We start from the raw sequence: 26,665 nt of genomic DNA on the forward strand, positions 1-26,665 counted from the left end.
GGAGGCACCCTCGCTCGGAGCGCCACCATGAAAATCCTGCACCTCGACAGCAGCATCCTTGCCGACCGCTCGGCGACACGCGTCCTCACTGCAGCCGCCGTCGCGCGCATTCGAGCGGATTCGCCGACTGCGGTGGTCGAGCAACGTGATCTCGATGCCGAGCCCCTGCCCCATCTGAGCGGCGCATCGCTCGGCGGGGCTGATTCGGCAGCGGCAGCCGAGGCCGAGCGCGCGCTCGTGCAGTTTCTGGACGCCGACGCAGTCGTCATCGGCGCGCCGATGTACAACTTCGGCGTTCCCTCGACGCTCAAGGCCTGGATCGACCGTATTGCCGTCGCCGGTCGGACGTTTCGATACACAGCAGACGGCCCGCAGGGTCTGGCCGGTGGAAAGCACGTGATTGTCGTAACGGCGGCGGGCGGGCTGCACGCGGGGAAGCCCACTGATTTCGTCGAACCTTATCTGCGGCAGGTTTTCCGCTTTCTCGGCGTCGACCGCGTCACCGTTATCCGCGCCGACGGGGTCGCGTTGTCGGCCGAACACCGCGAACAGGCCATCGCCTCCGCCCTGGCTGCACTCGACACGCCGCTTGCACGGGCGGCCTGACCGCCGCTTGCGAAGGCGCGTGGGGACGCCTCAGTCGAGTCGCTCGAGCCCGCCCATGTAGGGACGCAGCGCGTCCGGAACGGTGATCGAACCGTCGGCGTTCTGGTTGTTCTCCATGACAGCGATCATCGCGCGGCCCACCGCGACGCCCGAGCCGTTGAGCGTGTGTGCGGGCTCGGGCTTGCCGGTGGCCGGGTTGCGCCAGCGCGCCTGCATGCGGCGCGCCTGGAACGACTCGCAGTTCGAGCACGAGGAGATTTCGCGATAAGTCTGCTGCGACGGCAGCCAGACTTCGAGGTCAAACGTCTTCGCCGCCGCGAAGCCCATGTCGCCCGTGCACAGCAGCATGCGGCGGTACGGCAGGCCGAGGCGTTCGAGCACGACCTCGGCGCAGCGCGTCATGCGCTCGTGCTCGTCGTGGCTCGTGTCCGGCGTGGCGATCGTCACCAGTTCGACCTTCTCGAACTGGTGCTGTCGGATCATCCCGCGCGTGTCGCGGCCGTGTGCGCCCGCCTCGGCGCGGAAGCACATCGAGTGCGCGGTCATGCGCAGCGGCAACGCGTCGGCGTCGACGATTTCGTCGCGCACGAGGTTCGTCAGCGGCACTTCCGAGGTCGGAATCAGGTAGCGCGTGGTTTCGCCGACCTCGGTCTTGAACAGGTCGTCCTCGAACTTCGGCAGCTGCCCGGTGCCGCGCATGCTGTCGGCGTTGACGACGAGCGGCACGTTCGTTTCGACATAGCCGTGCTCGCCCGTGTGCAGGTCGAGCATGAACTGCGCAAGCGCGCGATGCAGGCGCGCCAGGCCGCCGCGCAGCACGGTGAAGCGCGCGCCGGAGAGCTTCGCGCCGGCATCGCCATCGAGCCAACCGTGGCGCGCACCCAGTTCGACGTGGTCCTTGACCTCGAAGTCGAACTCGCGCGGCGTGCCCCAGCGGTGCTGCTCGACGTTGTCGCTCTCGTCGGCGCCGACCGGCACTGACTCGTGCGGGAGGTTCGGGATGCCGAGCGCGATGGCCTCGAGCTCGGCCTTGATCGTGTCCAGGCGCGCCTCGCTCGCCTTGAGCTCGTCGCCGAAACCCGCGACTTCGGCGAGCAGCGCGCTTGCGTCCTCGCCCTTCGCCTTGGCCTGCCCGATCGCCTTGCTGCGCGTGTTGCGCAGGTTCTGCAGCTCCTGCGTGCGCATCTGGATCTGCTTGCGCTCGGCCTCCAGTGCCTCGAGCGACGACGCGTCGAGCTCGAAGCCCCGCGTCGTGCGCAGGCGTTCGGCGAGGTCGGCGGGGTTCTGCCGCAGGAGGGTCGGATCGAGCATGGCGCGCACCGGCGTGGGGAAGCGGCGATTATCGCAGCCTCGTGCATGTGAGGTGCGGCGTGGTGCGTTTCGACACGTTGACGCGCCCCCCGGCACGATGTCGATGCCTTACGGAGATTGCCGATGCCCCGAGAACCCGAAGCCGTCCACGATTCGTCCGCGCGCCGTGCAATGGGGTTGCGTGGCCGTCCGTGGCTGTGGATCGCCCTTGCGTTCTTTGCGGGCCTTGCGCTGTTCGCCTTCGTGCTGATGCGCGATAAGGACGGCAACGACTTCTATCGCGCGGAGGCGCCCGACTCAGAGGCCGCCTCGCCCGACTACGCGCCGCTGCCCGCCCCGCTGCCCGGCGACGGCGCGGTGGGTCTGTCGCGCCCGGTCGATGCACCCGAGGGCCCTGATGGCGACGCCCAGCTGGTCGAAACCCGGCCGCCGCCGGTGCCGACGATGCCGCGCGCGGCGCAGCGCCCCGCGCCCGCGACGGCCGGCTATGTCGACCCGCAGCCGATCGCGAACCAGTCACCCGCGCCCGAATACCCCGTCCGTGCGCTGCGCCGCGGCGAGCAGGGCGTCGTCAACGTGCGCGCCGCGATAGGGCCCGACGGGGTGCCGACGTCGGTGAGCCTGGTCAGCGGCAGTGGCTCGCGTGATCTGGACCGCGCAGCGCTTGATGCGGTCAAACGCTGGCGGTTTCGTCCGGCGAGCGAGAACGGCCGCCCGACGGTCGGCAACGTCGTCGTGCCGATCGAGTTCTCGCGGCAATGAGCGCGTCGAAAGCGCGCGCGAACACGAGGTACTCAGGCTTCGCATGGCGAGTCACAGGAGGCGCGCCCGCATGAGCTACCGAATTCGACGCAAGGAATCCATCGAGATCGCGCTGCGCCGGATTGCACTGGAGCAGATCGACGCGATGCTCAAGTCCGCCGACAGTGACGGTGCGCCCGGCGACGTCGCCCACGCGATCCGCAAACGCTGCAAGAAACTGCGTGCCCTGCTGCGCCTCGTGCGCGGTTCACTCGACGGCTACGGTCGCGAGCAACGGGCCGCCCGCGACGTCGCACGACGGCTGGCCCCCGTGCGCGACGCCGCCGTGCGGCTCGATACGCTCGACCGGCTCACCGACGGTCACGACGGGCTGAATCAATCGGATGCCGAAACTCTGCGCAACTGGCTGGATGCGTCGCGCACGAATGCGCTGCATGCGCTCGCCCATGAGGAAGTCCGGGCCGAAGTCCGGATTGCCCTTCGCGAGCAGCGCGAACGCGTCGCGAGCTGGACTCTCGACGACACCAGCTTCAGCGCGATCCGCGACGGCCTGTCGCGAACGTACCGCCGCGGTCGCGACGGCGCGCGCGCCTGCGCTTCGACGCCCACGCCGGACGGCCTGCACGAGCTGCGCAAGCGGGTGAAATACCACCGCTTCCAACTGGATCTGCTGCGCGGCCTGTGGCGAGGTCCGCTGTCGGCAGCGTCGGACGAGGCTGGGGCGCTCGCCGAGGTGCTCGGCGACCATCACGACGCTGCGGTCCTCGTCGACGCGTTGCGCGCGCACATCGACGACGATGCAATCCGTGACGCCGCCGCACGTGCGATCCCGCTGCTCGAGGCGCGCATGCGCGAGCTCGAGCGTCGCGCGCTCGCACCGGCGGCGCGCCTGTTTGCCGAGAAGCCGAAGGCGTTCGAGCGCCGCATGCGCGCGTACTGGCGCGCATGGCGCCTAGACGAGCTGGTCTGACGCCGGCTCCCCGGCGTCGTCGAGTCCGAAACCGCAACCGCGTGCAAGCGCAACGAAGCCCGGGAACGACGTGGCGACATTCGCGACGTCGTCGATGCGGACCGGCCCGCCCACGCGCTGCGCCGCAATGGCGAGGCTCATCGCAATGCGATGGTCGCCGTGGCTATCGACCGCGCCGCCGTGCAGCGTGCTGCCCTCGATAATCGCGCCGTCCGGGGTTTCCTCGATGCGTGCCCCCAGTGCGCGTAAGCCGACCGCCATCGTCGCGATGCGATCGGACTCCTTGACGCGCAGCTCGGCCGCGCCGCGCACGACGGTGCGCCCCTGTGCGCACGCGGCGGCGACGAACAGCGCCGGAAACTCGTCGATCATGTCGGGCACGAGCTCGACCGGCACGTCGATGCCGCGCAGCGGCGCGTATCGGACGTGGAGATCCGCGACGCCTTCACCGCCCTGTTCGCGCTCGTTGCGGACGTCGATATCTGCGCCCATCGCGCGCAACGCGCGTAACAGACCGGTGCGCCGGGGGTTCATGCCGACCGCGTCGACGCAGAGCTCCGAGCCCGGCACCACGCTCGCGGCGACGAGGAAAAACGCGGCCGACGAAAAGTCCGCAGGCACGTCCACGTCCGTCGCACGCAAGCGGTGGCCGCCCTCCAGTTGTGCGCGCCCGGGCGAAAAATCCACCGGCCAGCCGAACGCGGCGAGCATGCGCTCGGTGTAATCGCGCGTTGGATGCGGCTCTACGACGCGCGTGGTGCCCTGCGCGTACAGCCCTGCAAGCAGGATCGCCGACTTCACCTGCGCGCTCGCAACAGGGAGCGCGTACTCGACGCCATGCAACGCGCGACCGCCGCGCACCTGCAGTGGCGGGAGCCCGTCGTGCGACTCGATCAGAGCGCCCATGCGTTCGAGCGGCTCGATGACGCGCTTCATTGGCCGCTTCGACAAAGACGCGTCGCCGACGAGCACGCTGTCGAACGCCTGCGCGGCGAGCACACCCGCGAGCAGCCGCATGCCGGTGCCGGCGTTGCCGCAGTCCAACGGCGCACCCGGCGCGCGCAAGCCATGCAGCCCGACGCCATGCACGATGCGTTCGCTCGCACTCGGCGTTTCGATGAGGACGCCGAGTTGCTCGAACACGCGCGCGGTGGCCCGGGTGTCCTCGCCCTCGAGAAAACCGGACACTCGCGTGACACCGTCCGCGAGCGCACCGAGCATCACCGCGCGGTGCGAGATCGACTTGTCCCCCGGCACGCGCACGCGGCCGCGCAATGGCGCGCCCGCCGATGCGATCCAATGCTGGGAACTGCCGCTCATGCCAGCACCTCGTCCAACGCGGCGAGCAGCCGCCGGTTTTCATCGCGCGTGCCGATCGTGATGCGCGAGTACGTCGGCAGCCCGTAGCCGCGCATCGGGCGGAGCACTACGCCGCGTTCCAGCAGGGCCGCTTCAATCTTGGACGTGCGCTCACCGAGTTCGACGAGCACGAAGTTCGTTTGCGACGGCGGCACGCGCAGGCCGCGCGAACGAAGGGCCTCCGACAGCGCCACGCGTTGCTCGGCGTTGCGTTCGCACGACCAGGCCAGATGCGCTTCATCGCCCAGCGCTGCGGCGCATGCCGCCAGTGCTGGGCCATTGACGTTGAAGCTCTCGCGCACGCGCTCCATCACCGCGACCAGCTCGGGCGCCGCCATTGCATAGCCGACACGCATACCCGCGAGCGCGTAGCCCTTGCTGAAGGTGCGCGTGATCACGAGGTTCGCGTGTTGCTCCAGCAGCGGCCGCGCATCGGTCTGCGCTGCGGCGTCGGCCATCTCCGCATATGCCTCGTCCATCACGACGATGACGTCGGGCGGCACAGCGGCCATGAAGCGGGCAAAGCGCTCGCGCGCAAACCAGGTGCCGGTCGGGTTGTTCGGGTTCGCGACGTAGACGAGCTTCGTAGCAGGCGTGATCGCAGCGGCAATCGCGTCGAGGTCATGACCAAGCGGCATCGGGTCATCGACGCCGAGCGCGGGGACGACGCATGCGCTCGCGCCTGCCGCCTGCGTCGCAAGCGCGAACACCGCGAAACCGAACTGCGAGAACACCACCTCGTCTCCAGGTCCCGCAAAGACCTGTGCGAGCTGCATCAGCAGTTCGTGCGAACCGTTGCCGAGCACGATGCGGCATGCGTCGACGCCGTGCTTCTCCGCGAGTGCGCGTTTCAACACCCCGCCGCGTGGGTCGGGGTAACGGTGCAGCGCGTGCAGCTCGTCGAGGATCGCGCCGCGCGCCGCCGGAGACGCGCCGTAGGGATTCTCGTTTGAACCCAACTCGACGAGCGCGAGCTCGCCGAAGCGTTCCCGGAGCGCGACCAGGTCGTGGCCGGGGTCGTAGGCCTTCAGGCGTCGTACGCCGGCCGTGGCACGCGATGCGAACCATGCTTCGTCATAGGCGGGCTGGGCGTTCGGATCGGGTGCCGCGTCCATCATGCGATCGCAACCGGATACGAGCCGAGCACCTTGACCTCGCGCGCGTACGGCGCAAGCTCGTCGAGCGCTGCGCGCATTGCGGGCTCGTCAACGTGGCCGGCGATGTCGATGAAGAACGCGTACTGCCAGCGTCCGGTGTGCCCCGGCCGCGACTCAATGCGGCTCATGCTCAGCCCGTGTCGCGCAAACGGTGCGAGCACGTGGTGCAGCGCGCCTGGCTGGTCGTTGACGAACACGAGCAGCGAGGTGCGGTCGTGGCCCGAGGACGGAAACAGCTCCCGCCCGAGCACGAGAAACCGCGTGGTGTTGTCGGGCCGGTCCTCAATCGGGCCGGCAACGCGCTTGAGGCCGTACACCGTGCCGGCACTCTCGCCCGCGATCGCTGCCGCGTCGTCGGCGTTTCGTGCGCGACGTGCGGCTTCGGCATTGCTCGACACCGGAACGGCTTCCGCGCGCGGCAGGTGTTCGCGCAGCCAGGCCTTGCACTGCGCGAACGATTGCGGATGCGAGTACACCCGCTCGATGTCCTCGATGCGGCCGCTGCGGGAGAGCAGGTGCTGGTGGATCCGCAGTTCGACTTCGCCGCAGATCTTCAGGGGCGAGGTCAGGAACATGTCGAGTGTCGACTGGATCGTGCCCTGCGTGGAGTTCTCGACCGGCACGATGCCGAAGTCGGCGCTGCGGCTGGCGACTTCCTGAAACACCTCTTCGATGCTCGCAAGCGGCAGGCCGTGCACCGAGTGACCAAAGTGCCTGAACACCGCCTGCTGCGAATGCGTGCCTTCAGGGCCTAGGAAACCGATCTTCAACGGCTCCTGCTGCGCGAGGCAAGCGGACATGATTTCGCGGAACAGCCGCACGAGCACGTCGTCGCCGAGCGGCCCGTCATTGCGATCCACCACGCGCCGAAGCACCTGCGACTCGCGCTCGGGCCGGTAGTAGTCGACAGCCGCAGCGAGCGGACCCTTCGCACGGCCGACGTGCGCCGCGTACTGCGCACGCTCCGAGATCAGCTGTTGAATATGCCGGTCGATGCCGTCGATGCGCTCGCGGAGCGTCGCAAGGTCGGCGGAGGCCAGCGCGGCCTCGTCGAGCGGCGAAGACGTCGCCCCATCGGTGCCAGCGTTCATGTCAGCCGCGCCGCCGCGCGAAATCGCGCATGAAGTCGACCAGCGCCTGCACGCCCGCCTCGGGCATCGCGTTGTAGATCGACGCGCGCATGCCGCCGAGCACGCGGTGGCCCTTCAAGGCGAGCAGCCCTGCGGCCTTGGACTCGGCCAGGAACTCCGCGTTCAGCGCCTCGTCGTGCAGGAAAAACGGCACGTTCATCCGCGAGCGCGCAGCGGCCGCCACGTCGTTTCGATAGAAGCCGCTCGAGCCGTCGATCGCGTCGTAGAGCAACGCCGCCTTGCGTCCGTTGCGCCGCGCGAATTCCTCGACGCCGCCCTCGTCCAGCATCCAGCGGAACACGAGCCCGGCGAGGTACCAGTTCCAGGTCGGCGGCGTGTTGAGCATCGACTCGCCGCGCACGTGGGCGCGGTAGTCGAGGATCTCCGCGCGCGGCTGGCCTTCGCGCTCGAGCAGGTCGCGCCGGATGATCAGCACGGTCACGCCGACGGGGCCGAGGTTTTTCTGCGCGCCTGCGTAGATCAGGCCGAAGCGGGAGATGTCCAGCGGCTCCGATGCGATCGAAGAACTGAAATCGCCGATCAGTGTTCCGCCGTCGACGCGCGGCACCTCTCGGTACTCGACACCGTGGATGGTCTCGTTCGCGGTGTAGTGCACATACGCGGCGTCCGGGGTCAGCGTCCAGGTCGACGGCGGCGGCACGTCGTGGAACCCGTTGTCCTCGCTCGTTGCCGCGATGCGCGCATCGACATACGGCGCGACCTGCTTGATGGCCGTCTTGCCCCAGTGGCCGCTGACGACGTAGTCAGCCGGCTGCCCGGGCTGCGCGAAGTTCAGCGCGATCAGGGCCTGAGCCGTGGTGGCCCCGCCAGCGAGGAACAGTACGGCGTAGTCGTCGGGAATCGAGAGCAACGCACGCAGGTCGGCTTCCGCGCGCGCAGCGACTTCCATGAACTCCGGGCCTCGATGGCTGAGTTCGACGATCGATGCGCCGACACCATTCCACTCGAGCATCTCGTCGCGTGCCCGCTCGAGCACGCTCTGGGGCAACGTGGCGGGACCGGCACTGAAGTTGAAAACACGCGCCATGGCGGGGCTCCGGGCGGGGGTGGCGAGTATGCCGCAGCGCATTCGCGCATGTGGATCGCGCGGAGGCACCTCGACATGATCGTCGCGCATGAGGCTGCTCGGGGCACGATCGATTCACGCCGGCTGCGGGCTACTCAATAGCGGCACGCCGCGGAGCCCCGATGCCGGCCTTTCGCACTGGCGGATCCCGGCGAGCAAGATCACCGACGAGGCGATGTACTGCCGCCGCCGGTTGCTCCGCGCGCTCGCGGCCAATCCTGCGCTCGCGCTGGCTCGCGTCGCGGTGCTCTCGCTGCTCGTGGGCGACGAATTCCTGACCCGCGCCGGGGCGCCCGGAGCTGATCCGGGCGCCGCGATCGAGCCCTACCTCGGCCTGTGGGCGCTGCGCTTTCTGCTGCTGACGCTCGCGATGAGCCTACTGCGGCGGCTCATCGGACAGCCGTGGCCGCTGCGCTTCCGACGGATGCTCGGGCTGTATCCATTCGCCGACGCCGCCCTCCACTCCGCGGCGTAGCTTGTCCTCGACCTGCGCGGGTACTGGAGGCCGATCTCCGAAGAGTTCGTAAAGCGGCCTGCATCCCGGTCGGTTTCATCGCGTGGCTGCTGCTCGTGCCGCTCGCCGCAACCTCGGCGAAAGCCGTGATTCGACGCCTCGGCCGCAAGTCGGCGCGCCTGCACCAGCTCGTCTATGCGACCGCTGTGCCCGCGTGCTGCGTTTCTTGTGGCTCGTGAAGGCCGACGTTCGCGAGCCGGCAACCTACGAGGCGATCCTCGCCGGGCTGCCGGGCTGGCGGCCGTATCGCCGCTCCCGCCGGTCAGCCCGCGCCGTACAGCAGCAGCAGGCTGAGCGCCGCCGAGAGCATCAGCGCTGCGATCAGCAGCCAGGGCACGCGCCAGCGCCGCGCGGGCATTGGCTCGGGCTCAGGCTCTTCGGTATCGACGAATTCGGACGTGTCGCGTTCGACGCGTCGCCCCGGCCCGGGGCTCGAAGACTCGAGCACGAACCGGTGGTGCGCGCCGATGAGAATCTGATCGCCCGAACGAAGCCACGCCTCACGGACGGCGTGCCCGTTGACCATGCAGAGCTCGACGCTCCCAGTTTCGCGCAGCACGATTCCGCCGCTCTCGCACTCGACGACGGCTTGTCGCTCGGCGACCGTGGGCCCGTCGATCCGCACCTCGCATTCACGCCCGCGGCCGATCACGCAGCCGCGATCGAGCAAGAAACTGCGCCCGTGGTTGAGGCCTCCCACGCCGCGGAGCACCACGCGTGCATCCGACGACGCAGTCGACTCGTCATTGCGGGTCCCCGGCGGCTCGCCGAGCAGCAGCAGTTCGCTGCCTTCGGCGAACACGACATCGCCTGCCCGCAGCAATGCCACGCGGCGCACCGGCCGCCCGTTGACGTGCACACCGCGCGCACCGTCACGCACCTGGAGCCACGCGCCGCGGCGGTCCACCGACACCTGCAGCATCGCGTCCTGACGCGCGATTGGCGCCAGGCGCCCGTCACTACCGCGCCCCACAGTGTGCACGCCCGACTCGAGGACGAGGTCGGACGGCGCGGCGTCGGGAAATCGCAGTCTCAGGGTATTCACGCGCGGGCAATCTAGCATGATGCGCGGCCCGCCCACGCTCGCATGCGGGCACCGCAGAGGAGGTTTCATGTCGCAGATCGACATCCGCCACGCCCATTCGCTGGACCCACCGCACGCACGACAGGCCGTGCAGCAACTCGCCGAGACGCTCTCGCACCGCTTCGGCGCGCACTGCGAATGGGACGGCGACGTGCTGCGCTTCCAGCGCAGCGGCATCGACGGCCACATCGCACTGCTCCCCCACCAGCTGCACGTCAGCGCCCAGCTCGGATTCCTGATGTCCGCGATGAAGGGCACGATCGAAAGCGAGATCCGCCGCGTGCTTGCCGAGCGGTTCCACTGAGTTGGGCAGACTCCGCCGCCACTTCGCCACCGCTATAGTGCCGGCCTGTCTCCGGGTGCCCTTGGAATGCCGATCAGCCGTCTCGTCCTGATTGCCGTTGTCGTCGCTCTTGCCTTGGGCGTCATCGCGACGATGGCCCTCCGGTACCGCGGGCGGCGGCGGATGGAAGCGGCTGCCGGCATCCGTGCACTCGCCGCAATGCGCTGGCGGGAGTTCTCGCAGTTTGTCGTCACAGCACTGCAAGCGCAGGGCTTCGAGGCGGCGCCTCTGTCGGAAGACGCGTCGGCGGCATCGCGTGACTCGGCCGACGTGCTGCTGCGCCGGGACCAGCGCAGCTGGCTGCTCACCTGCCGCCAATCACCGGACTATCGCATCACGGAGAAGCAGGTCGAAGAGATGGGCCACGCCGTGCGACAGCGAGGCGCCGCAGGCGGCGTCATCGCCACGCTGGGCCGCATTGCCCCCGGCCTGGCGCGCACCCGCGAACGGGTCGAACTCCTCGACGGTGCTTCGCTTTGGGAGCTCATCGCCCCGCTGCTGCCTGCCGGCCTGCAGGACCACGTCAACGAGCAGGTGCAGCGCCGGCACCGCCGCGCGCTGGTCGGAGCGTGGCTGGCAGCGGCCGCGATGGGAATCGGCGTCGCGCTCGTCGTCGGGCTGGTCGGCGGCGGCGATGAGTCGGCCCCGGAGCGAACAAGTGCGGCGTCTGCGCAGCCGGCGCCGGGGCGCACCGGTTCGGCTCAAAACGCGCCCGAAGTTCCAGCACAGCCTCGCCCCGCCGCGCCTCCCGCAGGCGTCGCGGCCGATGACGAGGCCACGCGCCAGGCGGTGCTTGAGGCGGTCAATGCGGTCCCAGGCGTCGACCGGTCCGTGTGGTCGACGCGTTCGACCCTGCTGGTCATTCTCGATCCGGACGCAGCCGACGTGCGTGCGGGTGTCTGCGCCGTGCTCGAGCGCTACGACGCGCTTCGCGCGTCGCGCGTGCAGCTTCAGGCCGCGCAGGGCAGCACGATGCCCGTGCGGTTCATGCAGTGCCGGGCGTACTAATCGCGTCTGTGCGGGCGACCGCGCTGCGCGCGTAATGATTGGAGAAGCGTCGGCCGCAGGCATGCGCGACCGGCACCGCTCAATCCGGCTCGATCAAGCCGTTCTGTATCGCGAACCGGCGCAGCGCGATATCGGTGCTGAAACCAAGCTTGTTGTAGATGCTCGCGCGGTGGGCATATGCCGTCTTCGGGTTGATGCCGATCGTCGAAGCGACGCGCGCCACCGAGTGGCCGCGTGCGAGCAGCAACAGCACTTGGGCTTCCCGCTGGGTTAGCTGCGGCACGCGGGCCAACAGCGCCTCGCCCGGTTCCTCTCCATCCGCGTGGCCATCTTCGTCGAAGTATGTATCGCCGCGGCGCACCGCCTGGATTGCAAGCAGGATCTCGTCGGGATGCGAGCTCTTGCTCACAAAGCCACGCGCGCCGGCCGTGCGCGCCTCGTGCATGTACAGCGGTCCGCTGTGCATGCTGAGCACGATGATCGGCAGGTTCGGGCGTTGCGCGAGCAGATGGCGAATCATCACCAGCCCGTCTCCGTCGGGCAGTGAAAGATCGAGGATCAGCAAATCGAACGGCGTTGTCAGCATCAGCGCCGCGAGTTCTTTCGCATTGCCGGCTTCTGCCGTGACGGTGAGGTCGGACTCGAGGTCCAACAGTTGACGAAACCCCGCGCGTACAATGGGGTGGTCGTCGACCAGTACGATCTTTAAAGGCGGCATGGACCCCATGCGAGCGACTCAACTGCCGGACAGTACACCCCGGACGGGCCTGCTCGGTCGATCAGAAAATCTCTGGCTTGCGCTGTACGGCCCCGCGTGGTTAGGCCTGTACATGCTGTCGACGGGCGTCTGGTTTCTGCCCGCAGGCCTGCGCTTGGCGACGCTCGCGATTCTCCCGGTGCGGCTGTGGTGGCCGATGGCCGCGATCGAATGGGCAGCCGCAGCGCTTATGGCGCATGCCCGTTGGGGACTGGATTCGCCATTGGCGATGGTCTGCGCGGTGACGATGCCGTGGCTCATCTACGCCGGCTTGGTGCACGTGGCCGGGCGCACCACCACACTGGTCATGACCCCGCAATGGATGGGGCGCCAACTGACGGTCGGCCTAGGCGCGGCAGTCGCGACCGGCCTGGCGGTGACCCTCGTGGTCATGCTCGACGGCGTTCCCACCCGCGACGCCCTCGGCCGCCTGTTCGCGTACGCCGTCGGTGACCTCATCGGCGTCATGACCGTTGCCCCGCTCCTCCTGGTGCTCCGTGAGCACTGGATCGACCCGACCCGCGACTGGGCGATCACCCTCGGCAACGGCACGGTCGCACTGCCGGCGCTCTGCCTTGTACTGATCCTGGCACTGCCCGGGATGGCCGACATGCGGTATCCCGTGCTGATCTCGTCGCTTCCGCTGCTGTGGATCGCGCATCGACACGGCTGGCGCGCATGCGCGGTTTCGCTGGGGCTCATCGCGCTCGGCCGTTGCCTGGTTGAGATCGGATTCGGGTGGGCCGGGCAACCGCTGCAGTTGAGGTTCGCGCGCGGCCAGCTGGAACTCTTCGCGGCGGTCATCGGCGCGGCGGCACTGCTCGTCGCCGCAAACGCGGACGCCGTGCGCGTGCAAAGTTCGGCAGTGCGCACGCTGAGCCAGCGCCTCTGGGCGCAGGCTCAGGAGTTGCGTGCGACCGCCACGCGACTTGCATCCCAGCAGGAGCAAGAACGGCGTCACCTCGGGGCGGAACTCCACGATGCGCTCGGGCAGGACATGACAGCCATCGCGACGCGTCTGCGTCTGCTTCAGCGGCGCACGTCGAACGACCACATCGACGAGCAGCTTGAAGACCTCCGCAACCTGGTGACCACCGCGCACGGCCACCTGCGCGACGCAATCAACCATCTGCATCCGGTGAGCCTCACGCGCTTTGGCCTCGTTCGTGCACTCACCGTCGGACCGGTCGCGGAGATGGTGCGCAACGCGGGCGTGCGCTACGACTGCGTGATTCGGGGCCCGGTGCCGCGCGTGCCTGCGGACATCGCGACGATGCTGTATCGCATCGCGCAGGAGGCGGCGACGAATGCCGTGCGCCATGGTTGCGGCGGATTCCTGCAGATCGAGATCGCGCTTGAAGGCGGCGACACCGGCAACCCGCTGACGCTGCGCATCACCGACCACGCAGGCGAACTCCAGGTGCCTGCGGAGCGGCTCGGGCACGGGCTGCAGAGCATTCGCGATCGAGCCGATGCGCTCGGCGCGGCATACCGATTCAACGCGCGCTCCGGGCTCCCGCGCCATTGGCTCCAGATGCGCGTGCCCGCACTGGAGCCGGACGCCTCCGACGCCGCGCCTGATCGACCCCTCGAACCGACGCGCGCACCGCACGACGCATAAGCTGCAAACGCTTGTCAGCCCCGGCCGTGCGTGCGCTATACTTCGCGCCCCATTCGGGCGGTTAGCTCAGCGGTAGAGCATTGCCTTCACACGGCAAGGGTCGCAGGTTCGAACCCTGCACCGCCCACCAGATACACGAAACAGGTCGGCAGATGCCGGCCTGTTTTCGTTTTGGGCTGGCGTGGTCACACGTGGGCGCTCGGTGGCCGCTGCGGGCATCGGAGTGATAAGGAATCGACCACGCGCTATAGGCGCGGCGAATGGCCCGAGCCCGGACAGCCTCAGCGCGAGCGCACCCGGCGGATGGCTTCAACGCCCGCGCAGGAACCAGCGGTCCATCTCCGCAAGCGAGAAACGAGCCCAGGTCGGCCGGCCGTGGTTGCACTGACCGGACCGCTCAGTGGCTTCCATTTCACGCAGGAGGGCGTTCATCTCCGGAACGCTCAGGCGACGGTTCGCGCGCACGGCGCCGTGGCACGCCATTGTCGCCAGCAGCTCATCGCGCGCCTCACGCACCCGCCGCGATTCCCCGTGCTCGCGCAGGTCCGCGAGGACATCGCGCAGCAGCGCTTCGACGTCGCCGTGCGCGAGCAGCGCGGGAACCGCCCGGAGCGTCAACGATTGCGGGCCCATGCGCGTGACTTCGAATCCGAGCGCCGCGAGCGTCGTGCTCTCGCGCTCGGCCGTTTCCGCCTCGCGTTCCGACACCGCCAACGTCGCCGGCACGAGCAGCGGCTGCAAGCGCAGCCCTTCACCGTCGTGAGCCGTCTTGAGCTTCTCGTAACCGATCCGCTCATGCGCCGCGTGCATGTCGACGACGATCAGACCGTCCGCCGTCTCGGCCAGGATGTAGATGCCATGCAACTGAGCGATCGCAAAGCCGAGTGGCGGCGTCGTGGACGAGCCGGCAGGTTCTGGAACGCGGCACGACGGAGCCAACGCGTTCGGTGACGATTCCTCCGCTTCGCGCGCACCATACAGGGCGGAGTAAACGGCGCGTGCATCGGCGACCTGCAGACCGAGCGGCGCTTGGGGTGCGGGCGGGCCCCATCGCGATCCGGAGATGCTGGGCCCCGGCGGTACGGCAGCGGGCAAGGCTTCCCCACCCGCCATGCCCGCACGCGTCTCCGCGAGCGCCTCGTGCAGCGTGCGAAACACGAAATCGTGGATGAGCCGCGCATCGCGGAATCGAACCTCGTGCTTCGCTGGGTGCACGTTGACGTCGACGCGGCGCGGATCGAGCTCCAGAAACAGTACGTACGCGGGCTGCCGCCCGTGGAAGAGCACATCGGAATACGCCTGCTTGACCGCGTGCGCCACGCTTCGATCGCGCACGGCCCGGCCATTGACGTACAGGTACTGCTGGTCCGCGCTCGCGCGGTTGTAGACCGGCCGGCCGATCCAGCCGTGCAGGCGCAGCCCGGCCGCGGCGTGATCGACGGCAAGCGCGTTGCGCGCAAACTCCTCGCCGAGCGCCTCGTGCAGGCGCACGTCGGTCAGCAACGTGCCCTCGCCTTTCCAACGGCGCGACGGGCGCCCGTTGTGCGTCACCCGTAGCTCGACGTCGGGGCGCGAGAGCGCGAGCTGCCGCAACCACTCCTCGATGTGGCCCAACTCGGTGCGCTCGGCGCGCAGGAACTTGCGGCGCGCCGGCACGTTGAAGAATAAATCCCGCACTTCGACCGTGGTCCCGCGCGGATGCGGATGCGGCGCGAGTTCGCCGACGCGACCGCCGTCGACCTCGAGGCGCGTGCCGTGGTCGGCGCCGTCGCAGCGCGAGGTCATGGCGAACCGACTCACCGACGCGATCGACGGCAAGGCCTCGCCCCGGAATCCGAGCGTCGCGACGCCCTCGAGGTCGTCGAGCGAAGCAATCTTGCTCGTGGCGTGCCGTTGGATCGCGAGCGGCAGTTCGCCGGGCGGGATCCCGCCGCCGTCGTCCCGGATGCGAATCAGGCGCGTGCCGCCGTCTTCGAGGTCGATATCGACGCGTCGCGCGCCGGCGTCGAGGGCGTTCTCGACGATCTCCTTGACGACGGACGCCGGCCGCTCGACGACCTCGCCGGCTGCGATCTGATTGATGAGGGTGTCGGGAAGCGGACGAATCGGCACGTCGGACGCGGCGGGCACGCGCCGCCGTCGCGAAGGATCAGCGGGGATGATAGCGGTCGGCGCCGGCAATCGGGCCGCCGCCCCCGCGGCAACCCGCGTCGTCGATCAGGGACTGCCGCCGGCAGCGCCGGTCGGCGCGGCCGCACGCATCGCGTACATCGTGCCGGGCGGCGGCTGGCGCGTGAAATATCCGTTTATGCCTTCGAGCACCGCAGCGGCAAGGGCTTTCTGGTGCGCCGGGTTGACCAGACGCTTCTCTTCTTCGGGGTTCGAGATGAAGGCGGTTTCGACCAGCATCGCGGGCATGTCGGACGTGCGCAGCACCGCGAAGTTCGCGCGCTCGACGCTGGGCTTGTGGTTACGACCCACCCGTTTCAGCCCCGCAAGCACCTGCGCCGCAGCGTCTTCGGACGCCTTCATGTGCCCGCTCTGCGTCAGGTCGAGCAGCACCGAGGCAAGCGTGCCGCTGGCCTGTGCTAGCCGGACGCCGCCGATGAGGTCCGAGGCGTTTTCCTTGTCGGCGAGCCAGCGCGCGCGCTGGGAGGACGCGCCCTTCGTCGAGAGCACATACACCGACGAGCCGTGCGCCGCGCGGTTCTCGGCGGCGTCCGCGTGGATCGAGATGAACATGTCCGCCTTAGCCTGCCGCGCGAGCTGCGCACGACGCGGGAGCGGCAGGAACATGTCGGCGTCGCGCGTGAGATACGCCTTCAGTCCGGGCGTCGCATTGATCTGGCGCGCAAGCTCGCGCGCGATCGCAAGCGTGACGTCTTTCTCGCGGTTGCCATCCAGCCCGATCGCGCCGGGGTCCTGCCCGCCGTGGCCGGGGTCGATCGCGATGACGAGTGGACGCACGGCACGGGACGACACAGCGGGGACCGGCGGCGGTGACGCCGTCGGCGCTGTCTGCGCGGCGGCCGTTGCTTCGCTGCCTGCCGCGGGCGACGCAGCGACTGAGGCCGCCCCGATGGCTGCGGACGCGACGGGCGCGGTTGCGGGCCCGGCTTCGGGGGATGCGGGCTTTGCGTCGGGAGTCGTTGAAGAAACAGCGTCCGCAGCACGCGCAGGCTCGGCCGGCTTCGCACCGCGCACCATCAGCTCGGAGATCAAACGGCTCGTGGCTTCGGACGACGCGCGAGCTGGATCGATTGACGAGGCCGCCGACACTGCCGGCGCCGGCACGGGGACAGGCTCGCCCGACGTCGCGGTCACAGCTTGGTTGGATATGGCAGCAGCCGCGGCGACCGCCGAGCTGATCGCTACCGTCTTTCCATCGCCGGGCCACTCGAGGACGAGCGTGGCGCCGTCGCCGGCAGGTTCAATGCGAGGCTTCAGTGCCGCGACCGGCTGCGCAAGGTCGAACACGATCCGCACCGTGCCTGCCGCAGGTGCACCGCTGCGCACGGACTGCACGATCCCGGCGGCCGATGGCAGCTTCAGGTTCTTCGCGAGCGAAGATTCGGGCAGGTCGACCGCGAGCCGGTCGGGCGACTGCAGGCGCAGCACCTTGAACTCGGCACTGCGGTCCAGCGTGATTTCGGCGCGGGTGCCGGTCGCGCCCGCATCGACGCGCACGCCGCGGATCTCCGCGGCGTGCGTAAGGTTCCACGCCAGCCCCGCGATCAACGCGGCGCCGAGCATGAATTTCTGGACGGTGGCCCCCTTCACACGCATGCGGCACAGTCAAGCACCGGGCCTGCCCGATTGCAAGCGGTTTTCCTTACAAATCCGCTACCTGGCGCGCATTCCTGAAAACTCATTCAGGAGTCGGCATGTGAAAGCGACAGTGCGTCAGCCAAGCTTCAGAGGAGGCGTTACAGGGGTGCAACGTGGCGCGCCGGCCGCCTCCTTCAACCTCCATGCGCACGACAAGGTCCGCAACCGGCAGCGCGCCTGCGCCGCGGTCCGGCCACTCGACGAGCCACAGTGCTGCGTCGTCGCTGTCGAGGCCGAGGAATTCCAGCTCACCTGGGTCGCCGATGCGGTACAGGTCCAGGTGCCAGGCTTCGCCCCCCTCTGCAAGCGGGTAGCGCTCGACCAGGGTGTAAGTTGGGCTGCGCACCGTGCCGACCACGCCGAGGGCGCGCAGCATCGCGCGTGCAAGCGAAGATTTACCGGCGCCGAGATCGCCCAGCAGGTGCACGACGGCGCGAGGCGGTCGCGATTCGGCAAGGGCCGCGCCGAGTCGATCGGTGGCGTCAGGATCGGCCAAGAACAACGACGTCATGGGGCGAGTTCCGGGTTGGAGTGACGGCGCAGCCAAGGCATCAGGTCGGACGCACGCAGGCCGCGCTGGCCGTCCGCGGCCGCGGAATCACCCGCCACGGCGTGCAGGAGCGCGCCGCAGGCGGCGGCGTCGAACGCATCGAGCCCCTGCGCGCGCAAGGCCGCAATGACGCCGGTCAGCACGTCCCCGGTGCCGCCGACCGCGAGCCCGGGATTGCCCGCGGCGATCACATGCAACCGCGCGTCTGGCGCGACGACAATCGTGCCCGCGCCCTTCAGCACTACTACGCACCCGAAGCGGTGTACGAGCGAGCGCGCTGCTGCAATGCGATCGCGCTGCACGCCGATGGTGTCCGTGCCGAGCAGGCGCGCGGCCTCGCCGGGATGCGGGGTGATGATGGCGTCGGGCGGCAACGGCGTCGGCCGCGCTACGAGGAGATTGAGGGCATCGGCATCGAGCACGAGCGGGCGCGCTGCGTCGAGAGCGCAGTCGAGCAGGGCGCGGCCCCACTCGCCTTGCCCGAGCCCCGGGCCGATCGCAATGCAGTCCGCTGCATCGACGGATGGGCGCAGCGCGCCCACGTCGTCGCACGCATGCGCCATTGCTTCCGGCGTGCGTGCAAGCAACGCTGCGATGTGCGCGCCGCGTGTGGCGACGTCGACAAGGCCCGCGCCGGTCCGCAGCGCGGCCTCCGCGCACAGCATGATCGCGCCACCGCCACCACGCTCGCCGCCCACGCACAGGACGCGGCCGTGTCGACCCTTGTGGCTGTCTCGCGAACGCGGCTGCAGCCAGCGCACCAGCGAGCGCGCATCCAGCGTGGTGCCGACCGGCAGCAGGCCCTCGAGGAACGGCTCCGTGTCCAGCGTCGCCAGCCCGAGGGCGCCGGTGCAATCGAGCGCTGCGCCAGTGCGCAGGCCGGCCTTGGATGCGATGAGTTCAAGCGTGCATGCCGCGCGGACCGCCGCAGCAGGCGCACTGCCGCGCTCGGCGTCGACGCCGCTCGGCACGTCGAGTGCGAACACCGGCGCATCGTGGGCGTTCATCGCGTCGATCAGTGCGGCGGACGGCCCTTCCGGCACGCGAGACAGCCCGATGCCGAACAGCGCGTCGACGACGAGATCGGCCTCGGGCAACGCGCCGTCGAACGGTCCAACGCGCCCACCTGCGGCGACGTACGCCCGACAGGCGTCGCGGGCCAACACCGAAATCGGCGGCGTGTCGGTTGACGCGATAACACGGACGTCGCGCCCGGACTGCTGCGCGTGCGTCGCCAGGACGTAACCGTCGCCGCCATTGTTTCCGGGCCCGCAGACGATGAGCAGGCGACGCGCCTTCGGCCAGTGCTCGAGCAGTTCGCGCCATGCGGCGCGACCCGCCCGACGCATGAGTTCGAACGCGTCACCGGTCGCCTGCGCGGCACGCTGCTCAACTGCGCGCAGCGCAGCTGAATCGAACAGCGGGGTCTCGTCGGGGAGCGCGGTGCACGGCATCGCGCGATTTTATACTTGCGTGATCGTGAACCTTCCGGCCCCTCCCGCGGCCGCGGCCCACCCGCCGCCGGCCGACCCGCACGCGCTTGCGCACCGCATTCGCGCGCTTGCGGGCGAGTTCGGCTTCCAGCGGTGCGGCATCAGCGGCGTGGATCTACGGGATGACGAAGCGCACCTCGCCGACTGGCTTGCGCACGGCCTCTACGGTTCGATGGAGTGGATGGCGCGACACGGCGTGATGCGCGCCCGCCCCGCCGAACTGTTGCCCGGCACCGTGCGCGTGATTTCGGTCGGCCTCGATTACGGGCGCCGCGACGACGTCGAAGCATGGGATACGCTGCACGATGGCGAGCGCGCGTATGTGGCGCGTTATGCACTCGGCCGCGATTACCACAAGCTCATGCGCCAGCGCCTGCAGAGGCTTGCAGACCGCATCGCCCAGGAGATCGGTCCGTTCGGGCACCGCGTGTTCGTCGACTCCGCACCCGTGCTCGAGCGTGCGCTCGCACGCAACGCGGGGCTTGGCTGGATCGGCAAGCACACCTGCCTCATCGATCGAGATGGCGGCTCCTGGTTTTTCCTCGGCGAAATCTACGTGGACGTGCCGCTGCCGGTCGACGCGCCCGCGACCGCGCATTGCGGCACCTGTGCGCGCTGCATCGACGTCTGCCCCACCCAGGCGATCGTCGCGCCGCATCGGCTCGATGCGCGTCGCTGCATCTCGTACCTGACGATCGAACATGAAGGCGCGATCGATCCCGAGTTGCGGCCGCTGATCGGCAACCGCATCTTCGGCTGTGACGACTGCCAACTCGTATGCCCGTGGAACAAGTTCGCGAAGCGAAGCGACGAGCCTGACTTCCGCGCGCGCAACGACCTCGACCGCGCGACGCTCGCCGAACTGTTTGCGTGGACGGAGGACGAGTTCCTTTCGCGCACCGAAGGCTCGGCGATCCGCCGCAGTGGCTATGCGCGCTGGCTGCGCAACATCGCGGTCGCGCTCGGCAATGCGCCGACGACGTCGGACGTCATCGCTGCTCTTAAGTCGCGTCGCGACGTCGACGATGAAGTCGTACGCGAGCACGTCGAATGGGCGCTCGCGCAGCATGCGTCGAGGAAGGATGCCCTCGCGATCACGCTGACCGGCTGACGGCTAAGGCGTAACGCACGCGGTAGAAGCCGCGTGCGTGGATCAACTGCGTGCGCCGACCTGCGCAATGAGTTCGCGGGTTACGTTGTCGTGCGCTTCGTCGCGGCCTTCGAGAACAGGCAGCAGCGTCGAGGCCAGCTGCTTGCCGAGCTCGACGCCGAACTGATCGAACGGGTTGATTCCCCAGAACACGCCCTGCAGGTAGACGCTGTGCTCGTACAGCGCGAGCAAGGCGCCGAATGCGTGCGGCGTGAGCGCGTCGAGCAGCAGCATCGTGCTGGGGCGGTTGCCGGCGTAGCTGCGATGCGGATCGTCGCTGGCCTGTCCGTTCGCGAATGCCTCGGCCTGCGCGAACAGGTTCGACAGCAGCGCGCGATGGTTCACTTCGTGCCCATGCGAGGGCTGCACGACGCCGATGAGGTCGCACGGCACCGGTTCGGTGCCCTGGTGCAGCGCCTGGAAGAAGCTGTGCTGCGTGTCGGTGCCTGCCCCGCCCCACCACACCGGCACGGTGTCCCCGGCGACGGGCGAGCCGTCGACCTGCACGGACTTGCCGAGGCTTTCCATCACCAGCTGCTGCAGATAGTTCGGCAGCAGGCGCAGGCGCTCGTCGTACGGCAGCACCGCGTGCGCGCCGAAGCCGAGGCCATTCCGGTTGAAGATCGCGGTAGCCGCGTGCCAGGCCGCGAGGTTCTCGCGCATCGGCGTGCGCAGCACGTGCGCGTCCATTTCGGCGGCGCCGTCGAGCAGTTGCTCGAAGCCATCCATGCCGATCGCCAGCGCGATCGGCAGGCCGACTGCGGACCACAATGAGTACCGCCCGCCGACCCAGTCCCACATCGGCAGGATGCGCTCCGGCGGGATCGAGAATTCCTTCGCGGCGCGTTCGACGTTCGCGGAGATCGCGTACAGCCGCGCGCCGTCGCCGAGCCACTCGCGCAGGATGCGGCCGTTGAGCAGCGTTTCCTGCGTGCCGAAGCTCTTCGAGATCAGCAGCACCGCGGTGCGCGCCGGATCGAGCCCGGCAAGCACGCGCTTGGCAGCGTGCCCGTCGACATTCGACAGGAAGTGCACGCGCACTGGCGAGGCGCCGGCTTCGGCGAGCGCATCGACCGCGAGGCGCGGGCCGAGGTCCGAGCCTCCGATACCCACGCTGACGACGTCGGTGACGCCGCTCGAGTGCAGCTGCTCGACGACCCGGCGCATCGCGGCGCGTGCGTCGCACGCCTGTGCATGCGCGTTGCGGGCGACGTCACTCGATGAAAGATCACTGCGCAGCGCGGTGTGCAGAGCCGGGCGCGCCTCGGTCGGGTTGACCTGGGCGCCATCGAACAGCGCATTTAGTGCTTGCGTTCCACCGGCGGCCTCGAACGCGGCGAATACGGCATCGAGCGCCTGGCGGTCGTAGCGCTGGCGCGCGAAGTTCGCGTACAGCGGACCGACGCGAAGCGCGAACTCGCGCGAGCGCGCCGGCTTGGCGGAAACCAGGTCGGAGATGCGGGAATCGCCGAGGCGGCGGGCCTCGGCGGCAACGGTATCGATACGGGTTCGGGCGTCCATGCCGCGCATGATCACGCGGCCTGTGCAGGCATCGAGTGATTGGTGTGCGTCAGGCGGTTGTCCCGATCGACGTAGACGCACGTCGGCTTGAACGTCGCGGCTTCGGCTTCGGTGCACTGGCCGTACGCGGCAATGATCACGAGGTCGCCCGGCTGCGCGAGGTGCGCAGCAGCACCGTTGACCGAGATCACGCCGCTGCCTTCCTCACCGCGGATCGCGTAGGTGACGAAGCGCGTGCCCTGGTTGACGTTCCAGATGTGGATCTGCTCGTACTCGCGGATGCCCGAGATGTCGAGCAGGCGGCCGTCGATTGCGCACGAGCCTTCGTAATGCAGCTCGGCGTGGGTGACCGTGGCGCGGTGGATCTTGGCCTTGAGCAGGTTCAGCAGCATGTCGATGACTCTGTCCGCGGCATGCGGACGCGCACGCGAAGTCTACCAGCGCATGGCGCAGTGCAACATCGGGTCCGGCGTCGCGAAAACCGGGGTTCAGATCTCGAATTCGAGATTGTCGATGAGCCGGGTCGTGCCCAGCCGAGCGGCGATCAGCGCCACGGCAGTGCCCGACGGCGCGCCGTCGAACTCGGCCAGCCCCGCGGTGCGCACGGCGGCGTAATCGACGATGTAGCCCGCCGACTCCAGCCGACGACGCGCGTCGGCCTCGACCGCGCTGACCTCCGCGCCGCCCAGGACGCCCTCGCGCATGGCTTGCAGGCAGCGGTGAATCTCCGCGGCGCGCGGACGCTCGTCGGCCGTGAGGTACTGGTTGCGCGAGCTCATCGCCAGCCCGTCAGCTTCGCGCAGCGTCTGCGCACCGACGAGTTCGACCGGAAACGCCAGGTCGCGCACGAGGTATTGGATCACCGCGAACTGCTGGTAGTCCTTGCGGCCGAACACCGCGATGTCCGGGCGGACCTGGTTGAACAGGCGCGCCACGACGGTGGCCACGCCATCGAAATGCCCGGGGCGGTGCGCTCCTTCGAGCACGTCCGTGACGCCCGGCACCTGCACACGCACGGCGCCGGTGGCCCCGAAGGGGTACATCGTCTCAACCGACGGCATCCACACCAAGTCGCAACCGACCGCCGCGAGTCCGTCCGCGTCGGCTTGCGGGGTGCGCGGGTAGCGCGCGAAATCCTCGCGCGGTCCGAACTGGGTCGGATTGACGAACACGCTGGCGACCACGCGGTCAGCTCGTTCACAGGCGATGCGCACGAGCGAGTGGTGCCCCGGGTGCAAGTTGCCCATCGTCGGCACGAAGCCCACACGCAGTCCGGCGCGGGTCCATGCCCCCACCTGTGCACGCAGCTCGTCGAGCTCGCGGACGATCTCGATCACGGCTGCTCGGCCCGAACAGCCGGCTTTCGGCTCATGGAAAGCACGGTCATGGACTCACTCATACGAATGTGAGGCCTCAGGGAAGCGCCCTTCGTGCACGGCCGAGACGAATGCCTCCACCGCGCCTGCAATGGAACCCGCGCCGTCCAGGAAGTTCTTCACGAACTTCGGCCGCCGGTGGCCGCTGTCGACCCCGAGCAGGTCATGCAGCACCAGCACCTGCCCGTCGCACTGCGGACCGGCGCCGATGCCGATTGTCGGAATGCCCGCTGCGGAGGTCACGGCCGTCGCAAGCGAGCTCGGCACACACTCGAGCACGAGCATCGCCGCGCCGGCCTGCTCCACCGCGAGCGCGTCGTCGCGCAGACGCTGCGCGGCGTGCTCCTCGCGGCCCTGCACCTTGTACCCGCCCAGCATGAGCACCGACTGCGGCGTGAGCCCAAGGTGGGCGCAAACGGGAATCTCGCGCTCGACGAGGTAGCGGATCACCTCGAGCTTATGGCCCGCGCCTTCGAGCTTGACCATCGCGGCACCGGCCTGCAGCAGGCGCGTCGAGGTCTCGAGCGCGACCTGCGGTGTCGCGTCAGCCTGGAACGGCAGGTCCGCGATCAGGAGGGGCCGCGACATCCCGCGTGCAACGCAGGCGACGTGATACGCGATGTGATCGACCGTGACCGGCAGCGTGCTGTGGTGGCCCTGCACGACCATGCCCAGCGAATCGCCGACGAGGACGAGGTCGACGCCACCAGCTTCAAGCGCGCGCGCGAAGCTCGCGTCGTAGCAAGTCAGCATTGCGAGCTTGCGGCCTTCGCGCTTCGCGGCGGCGAGCGCTGGAACCGTCCAGGGCTTGTCTCGGGGGGTTGCGGCGTACATGGGTCCCACCGACGCGGACGCCGGTGCTCAGGCGGAGGGAGCCCCATACGTTAGCGCCTGCATGCCGGCGCTTTCCATCGCGGCCGCGCAATCGCGTGCCGGCCCGACGCCTGGAATGTGCGCATCGGGTGCGATTTCGACGAGCGGCACCAGCACGAATGCGCGCTCGTGCAGGTGGGGATGCGGCACATGCAGGCCCGGCACGTCGATCGTGTGATCGCCGTAGAGCAGCAGATCCAGGTCGAGCGCACGGGGCCCCCAACGCGTGGCCGAGCTGCGGTCGCGACCGGCGTCGCGTTCGATCGCGAGCAGGTCCTCGAGCAGCGCTAGCGGTTCGCGGGCGGTGTCGAGCATCACGACCGCGTTGATGAAGTCAGGTTGCGCCGTGAGGCCCCACGCCGGTGTGCGGTACAGACTCGACGCGCGAAGCACCGCGGTTGCCGGCAGCCGCCCGATGGCGCCGATGGCAGCCAACACCGCCTCCGGGGCATTCCCGAGATTCGCGCCGAGCCCGACGAAGCAGCGCTCGCTCACTCGGCGGCGGGCTTCGCGTTGCTGCGGCGTCGGCGACGGCGGCGACGGGGTGCGCCGTCCTCGCCGGTCTCCCCGTCAGGATGTTCCTGCTCGTGCGCGGCGACGGTCTCGGTCGGGTGCAGCTGCGCCTCACGCCAGAACTCGACGTCGGCTGCATGCTCGTTCGACGCAGCCTGGCGCAGCACAAGGAAATCGAACGCCGCGCGGAAGCGCGGATGGGACAGCAGGCGGAACACTCGCTTGCGCTGGCGCAATGAGAAACGCGGCTGGAGCAGCCAGATTTCCTGCATCGGCAGCGAGAAGCGGCGCGGCAGCGCGACCGTCGACAGCTGGTGCAACGTGACCTGGTCGGCAGCGCGGCGCTGCGCCTCAACCGGCTGCATGCCGCCGGCCTGCAAGGCCATCAACGCGCGGCAGTACGCGGGCCAGAGCAAAAGTGCGAACAGGAACGCCGGCGACACCGGCTCGTCGTTCGCAACGCGCGAGTCGGTACCGCGGAGCCCTTCGAGCACCATCCGGCGCAGTGCGCCACTGCGGTTCGACCTCAGCGCAGCCGCGGTTTCCGGGAACAACGCGCCGAGCAGGCCGAAACGTTCGAGCCCGATGAAGCTCGCTTCGGCATGGCCCGACAGGAACAGCTTGAGGCACTCTTCGAACAGGCGCGCGGGGGCGCTTTCGGACAGCAACGGCGCAAGGCGCACCAGCGGCTCGGCGGTGGCCGCCTCGATCTCGAAGTCGAGCTTCGCGGCGAGGCGCACCGCCCGCAGCATGCGCACCGGATCCTCGCGGTAACGAGTCTCCGGATCGCCGATCAGGCGCATCAGGCGGTTCTGCACGTCCTCGAAGCCGCCGACGAAGTCGCGCACCGAGAAGTCCTCGATCGCGTAGTAAAGGGCGTTCGCGGTGAAGTCGCGGCGGACCGCGTCCTCCTCGATCGAGCCATAGACGTTGTCGCGCAACACGCGGCCGTCCTCGTGGGTTTCCCGCTCGCCGCTGCCGTTGTCGGTGTTCGCCCGGAACGTCGCGACCTCGATGATCTCGCGCCCGAAGACAACGTGCGCGAGCCGGAACCGGCGGCCGATCAGGCGGCAGTTGCGGAACAGCCCGCGCACCTGCTCCGGCGTCGCGTCGGTCGCGATGTCGAAGTCCTTCGGGTTTCCGCCGATCAGCAGGTCGCGAACGGCGCCGCCGACGAGGAAGGCGCCGAAGCCCGCCTCGCGCAGGCGATAGAGCACGCGCAAGGCATTCGGGCTGATGTCGCGGCGCGACACGTTGTGGCCGTCGCGCGAGATCACGCGGAGCACGGGGACGGGAGTCTGGTCGTGGAGTTCGGGCTGCATCGAAGCGGCGTCGCCGCGGTCTCTTAGTGTGGAGGGCGCACGTCAAACCCGTTGCTCGCGGCAACGGCGCTCCCTATACTAGCAAGCCGCGTAACGTTGAGAGTCCGGCGCGGTTTTCAGCAGCACCCTGCTCCCTTCGTCTAGAGGCCTAGGACGTGGCCCTCTCAAGGCTAAAACACGGGTTCGAATCCCGTAGGGAGCGCCAATGACGCGGTTGCGCCTCAAGCGCGATCGCACAAAAAGCCCGCACCCCGTGCGGGCTTTTTTGTTGCCCGGGCGGTCAGCCTTTGCGGTTGGGGCGCCCTCAGGCAGCCGTTAGACTATCCATTG

The 26,665-nt window shown here is 69.1% G+C and carries 23 protein-coding genes, 2 tRNA genes and 3 pseudogenes; 10 read left to right on the plus strand and 18 right to left on the minus strand.

What is annotated here, in order from left to right:
* Positions 1 to 27 precede the first annotated feature (27 nt).
* The gene (locus IE075_RS04665; RefSeq protein ID WP_189454803.1) at positions 28 to 606 is read left to right on the plus strand and encodes an FMN-dependent NADH-azoreductase; all 579 of its coding nucleotides are present in this window, start codon (positions 28 to 30) and stop codon (positions 604 to 606) included.
* 30 nt (positions 607 to 636) lie between these two features.
* On the opposite strand, the gene serS is transcribed toward IE075_RS04665, so the two are convergent.
* Positions 637 to 1,917: a serine--tRNA ligase gene (serS, locus tag IE075_RS04670; protein WP_189453760.1), complete on the minus strand. Its 1,281-nt coding sequence runs from the start codon at positions 1,915 to 1,917 to the stop codon at positions 637 to 639.
* A gap of 123 nt (positions 1,918 to 2,040) precedes the next feature.
* Here serS and IE075_RS04675 point away from each other — a divergent pair, with 123 nt between their 5' ends.
* Entirely contained in the window at positions 2,041 to 2,679 is a 639-nt protein-coding gene (locus IE075_RS04675) for an energy transducer TonB (protein WP_189453762.1), read from the plus strand.
* Between the two features lie 70 nt (positions 2,680 to 2,749).
* Positions 2,750 to 3,649 carry a CHAD domain-containing protein gene (locus IE075_RS04680; RefSeq protein WP_189453764.1) on the plus strand — a complete coding sequence of 300 codons (900 nt, stop codon included), beginning with the start codon at positions 2,750 to 2,752 and terminating at the stop codon, positions 3,647 to 3,649.
* On the opposite strand, the gene aroA is transcribed toward IE075_RS04680, so the two are convergent.
* Genes aroA through serC form a run of 4 tightly spaced genes read right to left on the minus strand, consistent with a single transcriptional unit; the run spans position 3,632 to position 8,343 of the window.
* The gene (gene aroA, locus IE075_RS04685) at positions 3,632 to 4,969 is read right to left on the minus strand and encodes a 3-phosphoshikimate 1-carboxyvinyltransferase (protein WP_189453766.1); all 1,338 of its coding nucleotides are present in this window, start codon (positions 4,967 to 4,969) and stop codon (positions 3,632 to 3,634) included. The genes IE075_RS04680 and aroA overlap by 18 nt on opposite strands.
* Positions 4,966 to 6,123, minus strand: a complete 1,158-nt coding sequence (gene hisC, locus IE075_RS04690) for a histidinol-phosphate transaminase (protein WP_229792314.1) — start codon at positions 6,121 to 6,123, stop codon at positions 4,966 to 4,968. Before hisC ends, aroA begins: the two co-directional genes overlap by 4 nt.
* Positions 6,123 to 7,256, minus strand: coding sequence for a prephenate dehydratase (pheA, locus tag IE075_RS04695; protein WP_189453769.1), 1,134 nt, complete (start codon positions 7,254 to 7,256; stop codon positions 6,123 to 6,125). The genes hisC and pheA overlap by 1 nt, the downstream gene beginning before the upstream one ends.
* A gap of 1 nt (position 7,257) precedes the next feature.
* Positions 7,258 to 8,343 (minus strand): 3-phosphoserine/phosphohydroxythreonine transaminase, encoded by a 1,086-nt coding sequence (gene serC / locus IE075_RS04700; RefSeq protein ID WP_189453771.1) that lies wholly within the window; start codon positions 8,341 to 8,343, stop codon positions 7,258 to 7,260.
* Between the two features lie 214 nt (positions 8,344 to 8,557).
* Here serC and IE075_RS15940 point away from each other — a divergent pair.
* Positions 8,558 to 9,149 (plus strand): annotated as a pseudogene (locus tag IE075_RS15940) (protein-methionine-sulfoxide reductase heme-binding subunit MsrQ); the annotation flags it as partial.
* 9 nt (positions 9,150 to 9,158) lie between these two features.
* On the opposite strand, the gene IE075_RS04710 reads toward IE075_RS15940, so the two are convergent.
* Complete coding sequence (locus tag IE075_RS04710) at positions 9,159 to 9,941, minus strand: FHA domain-containing protein (protein ID WP_189453773.1); 783 nt, start codon at positions 9,939 to 9,941, stop codon at positions 9,159 to 9,161.
* A gap of 67 nt (positions 9,942 to 10,008) precedes the next feature.
* On the opposite strand from IE075_RS04710, the gene IE075_RS04715 reads away from it, so the two are divergent.
* Together IE075_RS04715 and IE075_RS04720 are read left to right on the plus strand one after the other, a co-directional pair.
* Positions 10,009 to 10,284 carry a polyhydroxyalkanoic acid system family protein gene (locus IE075_RS04715; RefSeq protein WP_189453775.1) on the plus strand — a complete coding sequence of 92 codons (276 nt, stop codon included), beginning with the start codon at positions 10,009 to 10,011 and terminating at the stop codon, positions 10,282 to 10,284.
* A 66-nt stretch (positions 10,285 to 10,350) separates the two neighbouring features.
* Positions 10,351 to 11,331: a restriction endonuclease gene (locus tag IE075_RS04720; protein WP_189453776.1), complete on the plus strand. Its 981-nt coding sequence runs from the start codon at positions 10,351 to 10,353 to the stop codon at positions 11,329 to 11,331.
* Positions 11,332 to 11,410: 79 nt separating this feature from the next.
* Here the strand turns inward: IE075_RS04720 and IE075_RS04725 are convergent, their stop codons facing one another.
* Positions 11,411 to 12,058, minus strand: a complete 648-nt coding sequence (locus tag IE075_RS04725; RefSeq protein ID WP_189453778.1) for a response regulator transcription factor — start codon at positions 12,056 to 12,058, stop codon at positions 11,411 to 11,413.
* Here IE075_RS04725 and IE075_RS04730 point away from each other — a divergent pair.
* Together IE075_RS04730 and IE075_RS04735 are read left to right on the plus strand one after the other, a co-directional pair.
* Positions 12,057 to 13,709, plus strand: a complete 1,653-nt coding sequence (locus tag IE075_RS04730; protein WP_229792316.1) for an MASE1 domain-containing protein — start codon at positions 12,057 to 12,059, stop codon at positions 13,707 to 13,709. The two genes, IE075_RS04725 and IE075_RS04730, sit on opposite strands and share 2 nt — an antisense overlap.
* A 55-nt stretch (positions 13,710 to 13,764) precedes the next feature.
* A tRNA-Val gene (locus IE075_RS04735) sits at positions 13,765 to 13,839 on the plus strand.
* 179 nt (positions 13,840 to 14,018) lie between these two features.
* Here IE075_RS04735 and IE075_RS15945 read toward each other — a convergent pair.
* From IE075_RS15945 to IE075_RS04755, 5 genes and pseudogenes are all read right to left on the minus strand, one after another.
* Positions 14,019 to 14,609: pseudogene (locus IE075_RS15945) on the minus strand (DNA mismatch repair MutL family protein); the annotation flags it as partial.
* 72 nt (positions 14,610 to 14,681) lie between these two features.
* Positions 14,682 to 15,821 (minus strand): annotated as a pseudogene (gene mutL / locus IE075_RS15950) (DNA mismatch repair endonuclease MutL); the annotation flags it as partial.
* 105 nt (positions 15,822 to 15,926) lie between these two features.
* Positions 15,927 to 17,495: an N-acetylmuramoyl-L-alanine amidase gene (locus IE075_RS04745; protein WP_425489336.1), complete on the minus strand. Its 1,569-nt coding sequence runs from the start codon at positions 17,493 to 17,495 to the stop codon at positions 15,927 to 15,929.
* A gap of 82 nt (positions 17,496 to 17,577) precedes the next feature.
* Positions 17,578 to 18,048 carry a tRNA (adenosine(37)-N6)-threonylcarbamoyltransferase complex ATPase subunit type 1 TsaE gene (gene tsaE, locus IE075_RS04750; RefSeq protein ID WP_189453782.1) on the minus strand — a complete coding sequence of 157 codons (471 nt, stop codon included), beginning with the start codon at positions 18,046 to 18,048 and terminating at the stop codon, positions 17,578 to 17,580.
* Entirely contained in the window at positions 18,045 to 19,541 is a 1,497-nt protein-coding gene (locus IE075_RS04755; protein WP_189453784.1) for an NAD(P)H-hydrate dehydratase, read from the minus strand. The genes tsaE and IE075_RS04755 overlap by 4 nt, the downstream gene beginning before the upstream one ends.
* Positions 19,542 to 19,566: 25 nt before the next feature.
* On the opposite strand from IE075_RS04755, the gene queG reads away from it, so the two are divergent.
* On the plus strand, positions 19,567 to 20,691 hold the full coding sequence (gene queG / locus IE075_RS04760) for a tRNA epoxyqueuosine(34) reductase QueG (protein ID WP_189453787.1): 1,125 nt from the start codon (positions 19,567 to 19,569) through the stop codon (positions 20,689 to 20,691).
* Positions 20,692 to 20,733: 42 nt separating this feature from the next.
* Here queG and pgi read toward each other — a convergent pair whose 3' ends face one another.
* From pgi to pcnB, 6 genes are all read right to left on the minus strand, one after another.
* Entirely contained in the window at positions 20,734 to 22,251 is a 1,518-nt protein-coding gene (gene pgi, locus IE075_RS04765) for a glucose-6-phosphate isomerase (protein WP_189453789.1), read from the minus strand.
* A gap of 11 nt (positions 22,252 to 22,262) precedes the next feature.
* Positions 22,263 to 22,643 (minus strand): aspartate 1-decarboxylase, encoded by a 381-nt coding sequence (gene panD, locus IE075_RS04770; RefSeq protein ID WP_189453791.1) that lies wholly within the window; start codon positions 22,641 to 22,643, stop codon positions 22,263 to 22,265.
* Between the two features lie 96 nt (positions 22,644 to 22,739).
* Positions 22,740 to 23,588 (minus strand): pantoate--beta-alanine ligase, encoded by an 849-nt coding sequence (gene panC / locus IE075_RS04775; RefSeq protein WP_189453793.1) that lies wholly within the window; start codon positions 23,586 to 23,588, stop codon positions 22,740 to 22,742.
* A gap of 54 nt (positions 23,589 to 23,642) precedes the next feature.
* Positions 23,643 to 24,461 carry a 3-methyl-2-oxobutanoate hydroxymethyltransferase gene (panB, locus tag IE075_RS04780; protein ID WP_189453795.1) on the minus strand — a complete coding sequence of 273 codons (819 nt, stop codon included), beginning with the start codon at positions 24,459 to 24,461 and terminating at the stop codon, positions 23,643 to 23,645.
* A 27-nt stretch (positions 24,462 to 24,488) separates the two neighbouring features.
* Entirely contained in the window at positions 24,489 to 24,995 is a 507-nt protein-coding gene (folK, locus tag IE075_RS04785) for a 2-amino-4-hydroxy-6-hydroxymethyldihydropteridine diphosphokinase (RefSeq protein WP_189453798.1), read from the minus strand.
* The gene (gene pcnB, locus IE075_RS04790) at positions 24,992 to 26,335 is read right to left on the minus strand and encodes a polynucleotide adenylyltransferase PcnB (RefSeq protein ID WP_189453800.1); all 1,344 of its coding nucleotides are present in this window, start codon (positions 26,333 to 26,335) and stop codon (positions 24,992 to 24,994) included. Before pcnB ends, folK begins: the two co-directional genes overlap by 4 nt.
* 129 nt (positions 26,336 to 26,464) lie before the next feature.
* On the opposite strand from pcnB, the gene IE075_RS04795 reads away from it, so the two are divergent.
* Positions 26,465 to 26,540 (plus strand) — tRNA-Glu (locus tag IE075_RS04795).
* The last annotated feature ends 125 nt before the right edge of the window (positions 26,541 to 26,665 follow it).

This window comes from Cognatilysobacter bugurensis (assembly GCF_014652095.1).
GTDB lineage: Bacteria > Pseudomonadota > Gammaproteobacteria > Xanthomonadales > Xanthomonadaceae > Cognatilysobacter > Cognatilysobacter bugurensis.

What these genes read in the sequence shown, in the direction of transcription:
- IE075_RS04665 (WP_189454803.1), top strand. Translation starts at nt 28, where the DNA reads ATGAAAATCCTGCACCTCGACAGCAGCATCCTTGCCGACCGCTCGGCG.
- serS (WP_189453760.1), bottom strand. Translation starts at nt 1,917, where the DNA reads ATGCTCGATCCGACCCTCCTGCGGCAGAACCCCGCCGACCTCGCCGAA.
- IE075_RS04675 (WP_189453762.1), top strand. Translation starts at nt 2,041, where the DNA reads ATGCCCCGAGAACCCGAAGCCGTCCACGATTCGTCCGCGCGCCGTGCA.
- IE075_RS04680 (WP_189453764.1), top strand. Translation starts at nt 2,750, where the DNA reads ATGAGCTACCGAATTCGACGCAAGGAATCCATCGAGATCGCGCTGCGC.
- aroA (WP_189453766.1), bottom strand. Translation starts at nt 4,969, where the DNA reads ATGAGCGGCAGTTCCCAGCATTGGATCGCATCGGCGGGCGCGCCATTG.
- hisC (WP_229792314.1), bottom strand. Translation starts at nt 6,123, where the DNA reads ATGGACGCGGCACCCGATCCGAACGCCCAGCCCGCCTATGACGAAGCA.
- pheA (WP_189453769.1), bottom strand. Translation starts at nt 7,256, where the DNA reads ATGAACGCTGGCACCGATGGGGCGACGTCTTCGCCGCTCGACGAGGCC.
- serC (WP_189453771.1), bottom strand. Translation starts at nt 8,343, where the DNA reads ATGGCGCGTGTTTTCAACTTCAGTGCCGGTCCCGCCACGTTGCCCCAG.
- IE075_RS04715 (WP_189453775.1), top strand. Translation starts at nt 10,009, where the DNA reads ATGTCGCAGATCGACATCCGCCACGCCCATTCGCTGGACCCACCGCAC.
- IE075_RS04720 (WP_189453776.1), top strand. Translation starts at nt 10,351, where the DNA reads ATGCCGATCAGCCGTCTCGTCCTGATTGCCGTTGTCGTCGCTCTTGCC.
- IE075_RS04730 (WP_229792316.1), top strand. Translation starts at nt 12,057, where the DNA reads ATGCGAGCGACTCAACTGCCGGACAGTACACCCCGGACGGGCCTGCTC.
- IE075_RS04725 (WP_189453778.1), bottom strand. Translation starts at nt 12,058, where the DNA reads ATGGGGTCCATGCCGCCTTTAAAGATCGTACTGGTCGACGACCACCCC.
- IE075_RS04745 (WP_425489336.1), bottom strand. Translation starts at nt 17,495, where the DNA reads ATGCGTGTGAAGGGGGCCACCGTCCAGAAATTCATGCTCGGCGCCGCG.
- tsaE (WP_189453782.1), bottom strand. Translation starts at nt 18,048, where the DNA reads ATGACGTCGTTGTTCTTGGCCGATCCTGACGCCACCGATCGACTCGGC.
- IE075_RS04755 (WP_189453784.1), bottom strand. Translation starts at nt 19,541, where the DNA reads ATGCCGTGCACCGCGCTCCCCGACGAGACCCCGCTGTTCGATTCAGCT.
- pgi (WP_189453789.1), bottom strand. Translation starts at nt 22,251, where the DNA reads ATGGACGCCCGAACCCGTATCGATACCGTTGCCGCCGAGGCCCGCCGC.
- panD (WP_189453791.1), bottom strand. Translation starts at nt 22,643, where the DNA reads ATGCTGCTGAACCTGCTCAAGGCCAAGATCCACCGCGCCACGGTCACC.
- panB (WP_189453795.1), bottom strand. Translation starts at nt 24,461, where the DNA reads ATGTACGCCGCAACCCCCCGAGACAAGCCCTGGACGGTTCCAGCGCTC.
- pcnB (WP_189453800.1), bottom strand. Translation starts at nt 26,335, where the DNA reads ATGCAGCCCGAACTCCACGACCAGACTCCCGTCCCCGTGCTCCGCGTG.